At 58.1% G+C, this 13,418-nt stretch carries 11 protein-coding genes; 5 read left to right on the forward strand and 6 right to left on the reverse strand.

What is annotated here, in order from left to right; genetic code table 11:
• Positions 1-81: 81 nt before the first annotated feature.
• Positions 82-462 (reverse strand): YjcQ family protein, encoded by a 381-nt coding sequence (locus tag MNU25_RS04695; protein WP_240984005.1) that lies wholly within the window; start codon positions 460-462, stop codon positions 82-84.
• A gap of 314 nt (positions 463-776) precedes the next feature.
• A complete protein-coding gene (locus MNU25_RS04700) occupies positions 777-1,040 on the reverse strand; it encodes a hypothetical protein (protein WP_240984006.1) in 264 nt (87 codons plus the stop codon).
• A 213-nt stretch (positions 1,041-1,253) separates the two neighbouring features.
• Here MNU25_RS04700 and MNU25_RS04705 point away from each other — a divergent pair, with 213 nt between their 5' ends.
• The 4 genes from MNU25_RS04705 to MNU25_RS04720 all read left to right on the forward strand — a co-directional run bounded on the left by MNU25_RS04705 (position 1,254) and on the right by MNU25_RS04720 (position 4,865).
• The gene (locus tag MNU25_RS04705; protein WP_240984007.1) at positions 1,254-2,153 is read left to right on the forward strand and encodes a hypothetical protein; all 900 of its coding nucleotides are present in this window, start codon (positions 1,254-1,256) and stop codon (positions 2,151-2,153) included.
• Positions 2,154-2,443: 290 nt separating this feature from the next.
• Positions 2,444-3,454: a peptidase U32 family protein gene (locus tag MNU25_RS04710; protein WP_240984008.1), complete on the forward strand. Its 1,011-nt coding sequence runs from the start codon at positions 2,444-2,446 to the stop codon at positions 3,452-3,454.
• Between the two features lie 60 nt (positions 3,455-3,514).
• On the forward strand, positions 3,515-3,787 hold the full coding sequence (locus MNU25_RS04715; protein ID WP_240984009.1) for a hypothetical protein: 273 nt from the start codon (positions 3,515-3,517) through the stop codon (positions 3,785-3,787).
• Between the two features lie 58 nt (positions 3,788-3,845).
• On the forward strand, positions 3,846-4,865 hold the full coding sequence (locus MNU25_RS04720) for a DUF6385 domain-containing protein (RefSeq protein ID WP_240984010.1): 1,020 nt from the start codon (positions 3,846-3,848) through the stop codon (positions 4,863-4,865).
• Between the two features lie 187 nt (positions 4,866-5,052).
• On the opposite strand, the gene MNU25_RS04725 is transcribed toward MNU25_RS04720, so the two are convergent.
• The 4 genes from MNU25_RS04725 to MNU25_RS04740 all read right to left on the reverse strand — a co-directional run bounded on the left by MNU25_RS04725 (position 5,053) and on the right by MNU25_RS04740 (position 11,830).
• Positions 5,053-6,846: a glycosyltransferase family protein gene (locus MNU25_RS04725; protein ID WP_306425014.1), complete on the reverse strand. Its 1,794-nt coding sequence runs from the start codon at positions 6,844-6,846 to the stop codon at positions 5,053-5,055.
• A gap of 117 nt (positions 6,847-6,963) precedes the next feature.
• Positions 6,964-7,998: a glycosyltransferase family 2 protein gene (locus MNU25_RS04730; protein WP_240984011.1), complete on the reverse strand. Its 1,035-nt coding sequence runs from the start codon at positions 7,996-7,998 to the stop codon at positions 6,964-6,966.
• Positions 7,995-9,836 carry a glycosyltransferase gene (locus tag MNU25_RS04735; protein ID WP_240984012.1) on the reverse strand — a complete coding sequence of 614 codons (1,842 nt, stop codon included), beginning with the start codon at positions 9,834-9,836 and terminating at the stop codon, positions 7,995-7,997. The genes MNU25_RS04730 and MNU25_RS04735 overlap by 4 nt, the downstream gene beginning before the upstream one ends.
• Entirely contained in the window at positions 9,833-11,830 is a 1,998-nt protein-coding gene (locus tag MNU25_RS04740; RefSeq protein ID WP_240984013.1) for a TPR domain-containing glycosyltransferase, read from the reverse strand. The genes MNU25_RS04735 and MNU25_RS04740 overlap by 4 nt, the downstream gene beginning before the upstream one ends.
• Positions 11,831-12,381: 551 nt before the next feature.
• Here MNU25_RS04740 and MNU25_RS04745 point away from each other — a divergent pair.
• Positions 12,382-13,386 carry a DUF6385 domain-containing protein gene (locus MNU25_RS04745; protein ID WP_240984014.1) on the forward strand — a complete coding sequence of 335 codons (1,005 nt, stop codon included), beginning with the start codon at positions 12,382-12,384 and terminating at the stop codon, positions 13,384-13,386.
• The last annotated feature ends 32 nt before the right edge of the window (positions 13,387-13,418 follow it).

The raw sequence follows: 13,418 nt of genomic DNA on the forward strand, positions 1-13,418 counted from the left end.
TCGCGAGTAAATTTATGGTAGGGAACGATAAATTGAGCCAAACCCGACATTTACCGGGCGTGAAGCTCGGGGGAGACCGCCTTAAAGTTCTCTGAAGATCTCTTGAATCCAAGCGAGAAGAGGTTCGCCGTCCCAGTCCCCGGCGGCCGTAAGAATGGCTCTGACCTTGTCCCGGCCCGGGAGTGTCCGGTTCAGCGCGAAAAGTTCTTCAATATAGCGTATTCCGTTGGGTGTCAATTTTACCACGTCTAAGACAACCCCTAAAGGTATGGATCTGTCTTCTCCCCAGATGAGGTGGGCGTTCTCTATGAACTCTTCGTCGAGGAGCTTTTTCAGCGCATAATTGAACACATCCCGGGAAAGTCCGAGAGCCTCGTGATCGAGGCGGGTAAACTCGGGAAGATCCTTTTGATATTCCGTATAGAGAGCCAAGAGGACCTTTTGTTTGCTGTCCGGTCGCATATCTACCCCCCTAAGTACTCCTGCCGCCGTGCCTGTCTTTTTCCGGCTGAATGTCCTTAGCGCCAAATCTCAATCCCAACCCGGGCAAGCTTTAATTCGACGCGCCTGTCCGCTTTCCCTTCTTGGCAAAAGAGAAAGTAAGGGTTAGCAAAGTATCGGGCGAAGTTCAGGGCTCACGGGTACCGGGGTCAGCCGGCCCCAATCCGGCGGCTGTTTTCCATAGTCTCGGGCCTTACTCCTGCCGGGATCAGCCTTCTCAGAGCAGCGGTTTGCGCGGAAAGAAGATGACACGTTTACGCGAAGAGTATATGCGTTCACTTTAGGAGTCTGAAAGATATCAACCGTTGCATCCACCCGGCCAGGGGGCCGGGGTTCCAACTTTGCAGGCCCACGATGACAGTGGCCAAAACCAGAAGGATGATCAGGCTGACCAAGGTTAAGGTCACCTTAGTGTATCTGATCCAGTCAAAGCCGGCCGGCGCCGGCTCGCACCACTGCATGGCAGGGATGGCATCCTCTTCGGCCAAGGGATCCTTCCCTTCCTCATTGACTGTGCCGGGGGTATCTGTTTCACTCAAGGTGAACCCCTCCTTTCCGGTTGACATCATACCTATTGTATTTATATTCAAGCAGCGAACGAATTGGCTGCTTTTTGACAGGCAAACAGGGAAAAGTCCGGTAACGGAGAAACCGCTTTCAAGCAGTCGGCATAAGATATTGCGAAGCCGCGGCGGGCCCGGCGAACTCGCCGGCCCTGATCGGCGGCTTGCACCGAAAGCGAGGTGTGGGCGGTGGAATGGGCTCTGGCTATACCGCAGGGAATAAACCTGAAGCGGCTGGATGATCCGTGGGCTGAGAGTGCCTTGACGCCCGTGGCCCATGTGCGGGCGGTCATGGAAAAGGTGCTGGGTCCGGTGCGTTTTTCCCGTTTGTATTTTGGCCAAGAGTTTTGCGAGAAGGCCCTCCCGGCGGCTGGGGAACTGGAAGAGGTGCTGGCGGCGGCGCATGCTGCCGGTCTGGCCTTTACACTGGTGACCCCTTATGTGACGGAAACGGCGTTGGCCCGCAGCGAAGAACTTTTGGAGAGGCTGGTCCGGCTCGCTCCCCGAGCGGAAGTGGTGGTGAACGACTGGGGCCTCCTCTACCTGTTAAGCCGGAAATTCCCGACTTTGGTTCCGGTGTTGGGCCGACTTATGAACAAAATCCTGCGTGACCCACGCCTGAGCGGTTACCGGCTGGGCAAAGGGGAAGTTTCAACTCCTTTTCAAATGAGTTACTTAGCCGGTCCGGCTATGCAAACTCTGCTTGAAGAATTTAAAGTCAGGCGGATAGAGCTGGACTATCCCCCTCAAGGACTGGATCCGCATCTGCCGGATTGGGGCTACCGCTCCTCACTCTACGTGCCCCTGGCAGTGATCACGACGGGGCGAATTTGCCTGATGAATGCTTGGGGGATGGAGAAGGAGGAGAAATTTAAGACTTCCAGGCAAGCCTGCGACCGCAAATGCCGTTTCTACTGGCTGGAAATGTCCGATCCTTCCGGCCAGGTACGCAAGAGCAGGGATTGGCGTATTGTTCAAAAAGGGAACACAGTTTTTTATTTGCAGAGAGAGGATTTTTTGGCCAAAGGGTTGGAAGAGGCGGCAAGAACAGGTGTTAATCGCATTGTCTTCCAGCCGGAGCCGATTTAGCAAGGGCCGGCCCCCAGCGGTGGGGGGCAATGATCTCGGTGCAATAGTCCTGTTGCGGGTGGTAACGGCTCCGGATACCTGCGGCGGGGAGATAGTGGTTACGGTGAAAAGATGAACGCTGCCTGCTTGACGGAAAAGAAATGGCGGCAGAGGGGACGGTTGGGCGATGAAATGACAGAGCTCAGGGGGCAAGGATAGTTGGGATAGGCGGCAGGGGGACGGTGGTTGCGGTGAAATCTGCGGATGGGGTACGGTGACTTTAAGGGGAACGGAGTAAAGGGGGAACTCATGTGAAGATCCTGGCACCTGTCAGTTCATTGTCCGAGGCTCTTCCCTTAATTGAAAGCGGTGCCCGGGAATTGTACTGCGGCCTGAGTCCGGCAGCCTGGGGCAAAGAACATGGTGAGAATATTTGGCTTAACCGGCGCGGTCCGGGCAAGGCTAACCTGGCTGACTCGGAAGAGTTGGAGAAAATTGTGGCCCTAGCCCACCGCAAGGAAACCAAGGTCTTTTTGACTATGAACCAACCCGGATACGTGAAAGCGCTCTACCCTGACCTTATTTCCTTTGTCCGGGATACCCTGTCGATCGGCGTGGACGCGTTGATTATGGCAGATCCGGGCTTGATAAGGAGAGTGAAAGAAAAAGAACCCGCAGCCGTGATCCATGTCAGCAGCTTGGCGTCCGTGCTTAATAGCTCCTCCATCGGTTTCTTTCGTTCTCTCGGGGCGCAACGAATTATCTTTCCCCGTTATCTGGATTTACAGGTCCTGCACAAGATGATTGAAGCTTCTGAGAGGGATTTGGAATTTGAAGTGTTTATTCTCAATGACGGCTGCGTTTTTGAAGAAGGGTTTTGTCATGTCAGTCACGCTTTCGGCGGAGCCTTCTGCCACAATCCCGCCTGGTCCTATAAGCTGCGGGAAATTTCAGCGGGCGGGAACAAAGTGTCCCGGCTGCCGGCCGGCGGGGAGACTTTCCAACAAAATGTTGACGAATACAAGAGGTGGCTTTGGCTGGGAATTAAGAACTTCGGGGGCTTTCCGGGACCGGGGGGTTATCCTCTGGGAATGTGCGGGCTTTGTGCCTTACCCGCACTCCAGGCGTTGGGGATCGCCTCCCTGAAAATTGTCGGGAGGGAGGCCTCTTTGCGGAAAAAGGCCGCCGGCGTCAAACTGGTGAGGAAGACCCTGGACTTGTTGGAGGCCGGGTGTTCCGAGAGTGAGCTGAGAGAAAGGGCCAAGGAGCTTAAAGGAGTGCCTGGACTTTGCCGGAGCGGGTACATGTGTTATTACCGGTGACGGTGGGGCGCGGCTGAGGCAGGGGAAAGACCAGCCGTCCGGCGGCGCGGGGCTGCAGCGGTGTCTGCGGCGTTCGGCATAAAAGCCGCAACGGCGTACACGGCGGACGACATAGGGACCGGGGGCAGGCAGCCTGTGTCTGTGGGGGCCGCCACAGGGGCAGTGGCGGCAGATGCTGCGGTCGGCGCGGGGAGCATAGCGGTGCCTGCCACGGTTGGTTTAGGGGCTGTAGAGGTACCGGCTGCCTTCGGGAGCGGCCGCGCCCCGGCGAGGCGCAGAGGGACCGGCGCGGGGACAGCGGCCGCCACGGGTTATGGCGGGCAGGGACGTTAAGGTTCGCGACCGGGGCGGATGGGTGACGGCGAGAGTGTCCGGGTAGGGTGGGGTTGCTATGGATTTGGTAAACCAGGTGTATAATGGAGATTTTCTCCTGGCGGGGGAAAATTATACGGATTTTCCGGACGGCTGGCGAAGAACGGGTGGAGACACGTCCACATCCTGGACTTGGACGGGGTCCCCTCAGGGTCCCCGTGCCGTCGTCATCAGTCACCCCTGCGGCACCAGGGCGGCCGGAATAGAGCAGGGTTTCGATGTTCCTGTGCAGGCCGGAGATTCCCAGCGCTGGGAGCTGCAGGTGCAGCTGCAGACGTCTCCGCCGGGGGTGCCCTGCTATGCTAAGATCTATCTGGGGGCGCGGGGGGTAAAAGTCTTTCCTCTGAGCCCGGGGGAAAAGCCTCAGGTCTTCACGAAGGTCTTCGCGACAGAGGCGGGAATCGGAGGTTTGCGTTTGGAAATCGCTATCTTGGGCGAGGGGGACCTCATCATCCACCAAGTCGCGGCCTTCCGCCTTTATCCTCTGCGGGCCTTGAAGTTGGATGAGAAAGGCCAGATTTACGTTCGGCATGTGGAGAGCATCGGGCAGATTCAAAAACCGGTCCCGGTGCGGATGGTCAGTCCTGTGCCGATCCCGGTGGAGGTTGAAGCCACCATTACCGGTGACATTCGGGCCTTGACCCCTTCCCGTGACGGTGTGCGCATATATGGCAGCAGCGGCGGGGCTCTCAACGGAACGCCCGACGGTTCGCTGCAAGTTCAACTGGCGGAGCACAGATTCCGGCAAAGTCTGCAGAGTCTGTCGGCTCAGGCCGGTCCCCAGGTGAGCGCCGCCCAGGACATATCGCCGTTCAGTGTTTTCAGTTTTGCCGTGACCAATGACGGCCAGTCCAGCGCCAAGGTGCAGTTGGAAGTAAGTCCTGACGGCGGGGTTTGGAGCGCGGACGGAGCGGAGCATGAAATCGCACCCGGCACGCTGGCCATCTTGACTCCGACATATTTCGTGCGTTTTAACCGTGTAAGATTCAGCGCACCGACGACAACTCCGCTCAGGGTCTGGTTCCAGGCACAAACTTAAGCTAAACCAGGCATCTCAAATCCCTGTCGCTCGGGTCTCTCCCCGGCTGCGGGCGACTTCAGGCGACAGGGTGAACGGACGGGAGGTTCCGGGTTTCATGATCATTTGGCGGATGCGGTTGGAAACAAAGAGCAGGCTCACTTGCAGCCAGCCGGCTTTCCTCCCATGGCTTTATCCGCGGAGGATGTCAGCCATGCCAGGGCAGCAGATGCGGCTTGGGATCGAGGATGGATTCATATTGTCCGGCCACTCCGTGGGCTGCCAGCGGATCAAGTTTTTTGTAGCGCTCGTATTTGCGCAAACGGTCGGATGGCCTTTGCCAGCCCAGATGCTTCACCCTGAGGTCGCTTCGTTTTCCCGGGAACTCTAGGACGGTTAGGGGAAACCGCCCGCAATGCTGAGGAGTCTCGCGCCATTGATAGGATAATCCGGCTTGATATCGAACCAGGAACGGCCGGTAAGTGTGGTGGGCGTTCCAGTAAGTGTCCTCACGGTAAAAGCCTTCGGCCCACATGTCGTAGAGCCGGAAGGCAAAGAAAAAGGCCTCCGGATCGGTGAGAAGTCCGCGCAGGGATGCCGCTGCCTTCTCCTCGAAGATCTCATCTGCGTCCAGAATGAGGATCCATTCGGGTGAAGTTTCACAGGCCAGGTTCCACAGCTGCTTGCGCAAGTTGATCTCATTTTGGAACCCGGGCTCCGGATTGGACACTAGGGTTAGGGGCAGGTCAGCCAGTTCCCGACGGCAAATTTCCGCGCTGCAGTCCTCGCTGGCGTCATCCAGGATGACGGCCGAGTTAATGTATTGGCTCGCCTGTCTGAGGACTTGGCTCAGATAACGGTCGGCCTCGTTGCGAACGAGCATGGCAAGTGTGAGCCGAGGCCGCTCCGGCGCTGCTGATCCGGGCGCCTTGGACGGGAGTTCCCCGCAGGGCTTCTTCTCTGCGGGTTGCCCTTTTGTGTCTTTCTCTTTTCCGATTTCTTCGGCGGGTTCACTTTCCCCGTGCTTTATCAGCCGTTCTTTGTATTGGAGAAGGTCCGGCCCATCGCTCTCCCGATAAAAATGAAAGGGCGGGAAATGGGTGTCAGCGTAAAGTTCCAGGCCTAAGGCGGCCGCCCGAACACAAAAATGCCTGTCCTCTCCCAGAAAGGAGAGATTATAAATCTGCCGGAACGAAACTCCGCGTGACAAAGCTTCCCGGCTGATTAGGGTGCAGGCTCCCAGCCCGCCTACTTTATAGGTGCCGGGACGAGATAGCAGAGAAATAAAACGGCCCGTGCGCCGGGTGATTTCCTCTTGGCTGAGAACGCCTTCACCGGGGGTGCTTTTGTAAAGAGTGTATTCGTCGCTGACCCAGACCTGGGGCAGGGGTGGCATGTCCGGCTGCCACCGTGTCCAAAAGACCTCGGAGACGATGTTCTTACCCAGGGAGACGAGATGGCGGAGAGTCTGCGGGTGAAGGTAGAGGTCTGAGTCGACCAGGAAAAGGTGGTCATAGGCCTCTCTGACGGCGAGATCAATCAGGAAGTCCTTGTAATGCGCAACTTTGCGGATTAGATCCCGGCGCCAGTGGTGGGTTTCTTCGTCACAAAGATAACGGTCGTCTTCCGGGGGAGAGGGACGGTCGCCGGTACGGTCCCGCTCTGTCGCGTGAGGAGCGGAGTCAGGCTCCGCCGCGGGAGGGGTTGAGTCTCGTTTTGGCGCGGGGAGGGTGGAACCCCGCTCTGCCGCGGGGAAGGGGGGATCTTCCTTGGCCTTAGAGAAGCTTAGGTCCATGCAATCCTTGCCGGGCCGGAAGAGGCGGGTTGCTTTGTTCCGACCGGCAAAGCGGGTGAGCAAATCATGACTGTTGCCATCATCGATGAAAGCGAATTCGAGTTGGCAATCCTGGGTGTCCAGGTTCTCCACGGACTCCAGAAACTCGGCGAGGATCCGTTCCTTCTGTTTCACCGGGCTGGCCAAAAGGATTTTGGCGGTCATCATAAGGTCCCCTTTCTTTCAAGGACGGGCTTGCGCGAGCGGGAAGGGGCGGATGGGCTGGCGCCTGGGGCAAGAACAGAGCGAGCCCCCTTCACCGGGAGGGGGCGGACGGGCTTGCGGTTACGAAGCCGGCGGCTCTCCCGGGGGGCGGTCCCCGCCCGGATGGAGAAGGCTAAGGTTCCTGAGCAAGAGGAGCTCCGGATGTTCGGGAAACATGAGCAGGGCCCGGGCGATGAAGCTCTCCAGTTTCTCCCGGCAGCCGAGGTAAAAATAGCCAAAGGCGGTGTAAAGGACCGCATCTTCAAGATACCCTTCACCCCCGGGCATCCGGACCAGGGCGTTTTCCAAATGAGCCAGCCCTTCGCGGACTTGATTGTTTTGATAGCGTTCGAGGCCAAGGCAATAAAGGAGAAACGGATCATCGGGCTTAGAGCGGAGCTCGCGTTCCAGAATTTCGATATTGCGATCCGATTTGCGTCTGGCTTTAATCCTTTCGGGGGTATAACCCTCATGCAGGAGCACAAAGGGAGCGCAGGCCAAACGTTCCTTTCCTCCATATTCCAGAATGGAGGGTGTGATTTGCTCGTGGATAGCCCCGCGAAAACGATAGCAGGGTTTGTTGCGAAAGAGGCGTACCACTCTGTCGCGAGAGACCAATCCGGGGGCCAGTCTGTTTTGGATCTCGAGGTAATATCCATCCACTTGCCCGTCTTCCAGGAGGTCCCGCAAGGTTTTCGGTTCCACCGCCTGCAGTCTTTCATCGGCGTCAAGGACCAGAACCCAGTCGGAACGGACCTGAGCCAGGGCGTAGTTTCTGGCTGAACTGAAATCCCCGTTCCAGGGAAAGCGAAAGACCCGGGCGCCGGCAGCGGCGGCGATTTCAACGGTTTCATCCCGGGAGCCGGTGTCCACGACGACAATCTCTGCGACAAGCTCGCGGACACCGGCTAGGCAAACCGGTAAAGACTGTTCTTCATCCCGGGTGATCAGGCAAAGGCAAAGGCTAGGGTTAGGCTTAGAGTTAGGCTTAGAGTTAGGGTTCAGGTCTGGGTTCAGGTTAGGGCTAAGGCTAAGGTTAGGGCTAAGGCTAGGGCTGAGGTTAGGGCTGGGGTTAAGGCTACTGTTCGTGCCGCTCGGCGTGGGTTGGTTCGTCATCTGCTTTCCACCTTTCCGAACCTAGTCTCGCAACCGTTCTTGATGGTCTCTGCCTTGTGCCGGTAAAACTGCCGAAGTTTTGGATATCCCCCGGGGGTGAGATTTCCAGCCAGGTGCTCCAGGGAGCGAACGTAGCGGGAAATGAGCGTGGTTTCCGCAGGGACGGGCAAAAAGCAACCGGCCTCGTTAAGAAGGTTAAGGCAGAGCGGCCACAGGTCAACCCCGCGGATTTTCGCTCCGGGCAGGTTGAAAAGAGTGTCCTGCCCGGCAAATCCCTTTTCCATAAGCTGCAGTATCAGGTGAAGAAGGTAGGCCTGGGGGCGGGTCGCGGGGTCTCGCCACAAAGCTGAGGTCTGGGCTTTGGCCGGGGGGAACTGCCCCAAGAGAAGGTGGGCGATGGTCCGGTAAATTCGAATTTGAGCCGCGTATGGATTGTTTGTGTCAAGAGCCTCCAAGCTCTCGAGTCCGGAACGGACATTGCCGGAGAAAAGGGTGTATCTGGCTTGGCAAAAAAGGACTTCCGGGCCGGGTGCGACCGAAGTTGCCTCCGGAGAACTCTCCGGCTGAGATGGGTGGGGAAATCCTTCTACCAAACAGAGGAGGGCCAGATCGGGATGCCCGGACACAAAGAAACAATCCGCGGCGGCCAGGGGCAGCGCGGGGTTGATTCGGCCGGACTCGGGGTGGGCAATCAGCAAAAGCTTGCGTTCCAGCAGCTGGCTCAGGGCCGAGGCGGCCCCGTCCGCTTTGATGAGGAGCTGCACCAGGGCATAAATCGGGTAGTGATAGCGGGGGTTGTCGCGCAAGGCCTGTTCATAAGACCGGAGAGCGTCACTTTCCTGTCCCACGAGAGTTTGACAGTGCCCCAGGTGATAACGGGCCAGAAAACTCCCGGCTCCTTTGAGGTGGCTGAAGAGGGCAGGGGGTTCACCGCACTCGAGGGCGGCTGTGAACCAGGCAGCGGCGGGAACGTAATACTGCTTTTCTTCCAGCAGTATGCCGCCGAGATAAAAAACATCGGTGAATTCGGGATAGCGCCGCGCGGCCTCCTGGCAAAGGCAGATCCCTTCGTCAAGACGGCCCAGGGCCTGCAAGGCGAGGATAAGATAGCGGAAAGCCGGGGCGCGGAAGAGCAGATGGTCATCAGACAAATGTTCATAAGCCCCCTGCAAGAAGGGGAGGGCCCGCTGCGGCTGGGCCAGCATCAGCCACTCGACCCCCAAATAGTAGTGGAGGAAATAGTTGTCCGGTTCCTGCCTGAGGCTGTTTTGCAGGATCAAAAGGTTACGGCCGCGTTTGCGGTTTCGATCCCGGCCGGAGAGAAGTTTGTGGGAAATCACGGGCGCCGTGCTGATCCCGGTGACTCCGGGAGCGGATACGGTTATTTGTTCGTGAATTTTGCCGATGTAGCGGTAGCGGGCATGGTGACGGAAAAATCTCAGGACATGGAAGCGGTTGATTTCGTAAGCGGATGTGGAGTTTTCCAGGGGGAGAAGGTAGGCTTCCACTCGCTCGTCCCGGGCCGCCAAATTGTGCAGGGCTTCACCGGGATCGCCTCCCGGAAAAACGAGTTCTTCATCGGCATCCAAGGACAAAATCCAGTCCCCGTCCGCCCGGTCGAGGGCAAAATTACGGGCGGCGCTAAAATCTTCGTTCCAAGGATAGAAATAGATCCGGTCCGTGTAGGAGCGGGCGATTGTCAAAGTCGCGTCGGCGGACCCGGTGTCGACGATGACGATTTCGTCCACGCAGTCCTTGGCGCTTTCCAGACAGGCGGCGAGATGGGATTCTTCGTTTTTCACAATCATGATGAGGCTGATTTTATGATTTTGGGTCATGAAGGGGCGACGCTCCTTTGCTCAGACAGTTTGCCCAGCTCTTGCTGATGACTTACATACAGACTTTCCAAGCGCAGCCAGTATTTGGGCTGGGAAGGGTCCCGGGCCAGGGCCTGACGGTAAGATCCTTCGGCCTCGGCAAAACGGTCCGTTTCCCGGTAAATTTCTCCTAGCAGAAAATAGGCTTCCGCGCTTGCACCGTCAGGTTTTCCGGCCAGGTAATGCTGGAGGAGATATTCCGCCTTAATCCGAAATCCGTACGCCAAAAACATGCGGGCCAAGTTCAGCCCCTGCCGGGCCAGTGTCCCGGGTTCGATCCGGGCCAGGATAGAGGCGGCAAGGCGGGGGCGGTTCAGGGCGAGCAAACGGCAGACGATCTGAGAGAGAAGTTCGATGCCGTCGGGGTCCGGAACGATTCCCCCCTTTCTGCTCGGGTCGGGCGGAAATTTCCCTTCTCCTTCCGGCAGGGAAAGCAGGCTGAGAACTTTGGCCGAGTCCTCAGTCAGCCCGGCCAGGCGGAGTTCGGCCAGGGCGGAACGAACTTTCCGGACTTTGCCCACGAGCCGGTAGGTGAAGAGCATATTGACCTTGGCCAAAGGATAAAGGGAGTTTTCCGGGGGGAAAACCGTAAGGATTTTGAGTGCTTCTAAGAAACGTTCATCCTGAATCAGGCAGATGGCCCGCCGGAGCCAGTACTCGGTGCCCTCGGGTGCCGTGTGTGCGCTCGTGCCTTCGTTGAGGGCATCCGCTTCTTCCCAGTAGAGCAAGGCCAAATGATACGCATTCTGCCGGAAGCATACATCCGCCATTTTCTGTCTGGCCTGTGCGTTTTCCAGGAGGAAGATTTTGTTCAGACAGGCTCTGGCATAGTCCGGCTCCTGTTGCGGCCGGAGTATGCGCAGAATTGCTTCCAAAGCCGCGGTGAAGGCGGAATTGTCCTGCAGAGCGGCCAGATAGTATTTTAAGGCCAACTCCTCGTCCAGGTAGGTTTCGGCAAGGAGCGCCAGGTGATAGAAACAGCGAAAGCCGCGAACTCCGGGGAATGAAGCGTATTGGGCAGGCTGCTCGGGCATAGAGGAGGCCTTTTCCAGAAACTCCTGAGCTCTGCCGTAAGATTTCAAATCCAGGCAGATGAGTCCCGCGTAGTAGTAGAGGTCGGCGTAATCCGGGAAAAAGCGCAGGGCTAAAACGGCCGCCTCGAGAGCCTGTTCGGGCTGCCCCGCGTTTTGCCGGGACATGACAACATAGCGCAGGAGTTTGGGCAGATAGATGCTGTTCGGATCGATACCCGCGGCCGCCTGCGTCAATTCCTGCGCGGCTTCGGCGTATCTTTCCGCCCGGAACAGCTCAACCCCGTAGTGATATCTGAGCAAACGGTCGTCTCCCGCCCGGCGGAGCTCCCGTTCGATTAAAACCAGGTTGCGTTTCTTTTTGTCCTTTTCCTTAACGCGCTCATCCAAGTAGCCGTAGTGCGCGATTTCAATCCCTTCCGCTACTTTAAATTTGGCCCGGGGATTGCGCTCCAGGATGACATCGGCAATCTGCTCATGGATGGCTCCCCGAAAACGATAGTCCGGGCGGCGGCGGAAAAGGCGGAAGACCAAATCGGGGCAGGTCTCAGACTGGCCTTCGCTGCCCAGGTGATTCACAATTTTGACAAAGCAGCCTTCGTACCCTTCCGGCTCCGCCCCGGCGGTAAGCCTCTGCAAAACCTGGTTTCCGGCGGGGGACAATTCCTCATCCGCATCGAGAAAAAGTATCCAATCCCCGGTCGCCTCTTCGAGGGAGGCATTGCGGGCGGCACTGAAATCGTCGTTCCAAGCAAAACTTTTGACCCGCGCGCCGAAGGCCTCGGCGATTTCTCGGGTGGCGTCCGTCGAGCCTGTGTCCACGACAATCACCTCATGCACGCTGCCTTGCACGCTGCGCAGACAACGGCCGAGGTATTTGGCTTCATCTTTGACGACCATGCACAGGCTGATCCGTTTCTCCATAGACGGGCTCACTCCTTGTCTTCGAGCTTTCCGGGCAGAGCGGGGTTTGGTATCAGCGGGTGTCCCGGGCAGAACCGCCGCTGACCTCAGTGGACATAAGCCGGCGGAGTTTAGGATCATAGGAGGCCCGCGGGGGAGGCACCGGCGGAAATATCCGCAAATATCACCTGAATAGCATATGATGCGACGGGTTTCTCTGATACACGCCGTAGTCCATGACATCCGGGCGGCCGCTCGATGTACGTACGGGGTCCGGCATGCTTAGGGGTATCATTTCCCGTTACGCTGTCACATGGCCTGCGGTATCTGAATATGCTCTCCGAAAACGTACTGAGACGTTCACTCGCGAAGTTTCGGGCCGCCTGAATCTGGGGGATGCGGGATGCGGATACGCTCTCCGGCGCAGGCTGATTTGATCTCGCTGTCTGTTGCGGTGTCACGGCGGACGGGTTGGCAATCCCGTGAATTCCGGCATAGGATATTACGAGCCGTGACTGAGGGCTTAGTCCGGACTCACTGGCAAAAAGCAGGAAAAGGAAGGAAAAAAGAGAATGCCTAATTTCAAAGTTTTCCAAGACGTACCTGACCAGGCGCGGATCAAGATTTTCGCCGGCAATGACGTTGCAGTCAATGCAGACACCGCCGGGAACCTGGGCATTACCTCCACCGGGTTGGCGGTTACGGCCCCTGCGAACGGGCTGACGGTGACGGCCCCGGCCTCGGGCCTCTCCATCACCCCGCCGACGGGCGGATTAGCCATCACCCCGCCCACAGGCGGCCTGGCGATCACGCCCCCGACGAACGGCCTCAGCATTACCTCCACCGGGTTGGCGGTTACGGCCCCTGCGAACGGGCTGACGGTGACGGCCCCGGCCTCGGGCCTCTCCATCACCCCGCCGACGGGCGGATTAGCCATCACCCCGCCCACAGGCGGCCTGGCGATCACGCCCCCGACGAACGGCCTCAGCATTACCTCCACCGGGTTGGCGGTTACGGCCCCGGCTAACGGACTGACGGTTACCGCGCCGGCTTCGGGTCTTTCCATTACCCCGCCCACGGGCGGCCTGGCAATCACGCCCCCGACGAACGGCCTCAGCATCACCTCCACCGGGCTGGCGGTTACGGCCCCGGCTAACGGGCTGACGGTTACCGCGCCGGCCTCGGGTCTCTCCATCACACCTCCGGCCAGTGGTTTGCTGGTCACAGGCAGTTTGGTTTCCACGGTGGCCACCACGGATGTATCGGCGACCAGGGGCAATATTGTCGATACGGGCGGAACCCCCGATACCACTTACAACGTGCTCGGGGTGAGAACCTGGACTTTCGGTGTGGTTAACAACTCCACGGCAGCCAACGCCCAAGCCCATGTCAAACTTCAGACCAGTCCGGATGCGGTCTCCTGGCAGGATGATCCTACGGGGACGGTGACCATCAATCAAAACAGCCTGGCGACATTTGTTTCGTCCATTTTCCTGAAATACGCCAGGTTATATTACAGTGCGGTCAGCGCGGCCAGTGCCGTCACGCTGAACATTTTCTACCAAGGACAGCTTTAAAATCCGGCACCAAAGCACAAGCTCTCGCATTG

This window comes from Acididesulfobacillus acetoxydans, from assembly GCF_902729405.1.
Lineage (GTDB): Bacteria > Bacillota > Desulfitobacteriia > Desulfitobacteriales > Desulfitobacteriaceae > Acididesulfobacillus > Acididesulfobacillus acetoxydans.

Coding starts and splice junctions, on each gene's coding strand:
- MNU25_RS04740 (WP_240984013.1), bottom strand. CDS start 11,830: ATGGAGAAACGGATCAGCCTGTGCATGGTCGTCAAAGATGAAGCCAAA.
- MNU25_RS04695 (WP_240984005.1), bottom strand. CDS start 462: ATGCGACCGGACAGCAAACAAAAGGTCCTCTTGGCTCTCTATACGGAA.
- MNU25_RS04725 (WP_306425014.1), bottom strand. CDS start 6,846: ATGATGACCGCCAAAATCCTTTTGGCCAGCCCGGTGAAACAGAAGGAA.
- MNU25_RS04730 (WP_240984011.1), bottom strand. CDS start 7,998: ATGACGAACCAACCCACGCCGAGCGGCACGAACAGTAGCCTTAACCCC.
- MNU25_RS04745 (WP_240984014.1), top strand. CDS start 12,382: ATGCCTAATTTCAAAGTTTTCCAAGACGTACCTGACCAGGCGCGGATC.
- MNU25_RS04735 (WP_240984012.1), bottom strand. CDS start 9,836: ATGACCCAAAATCATAAAATCAGCCTCATCATGATTGTGAAAAACGAA.
- MNU25_RS04720 (WP_240984010.1), top strand. CDS start 3,846: ATGGATTTGGTAAACCAGGTGTATAATGGAGATTTTCTCCTGGCGGGG.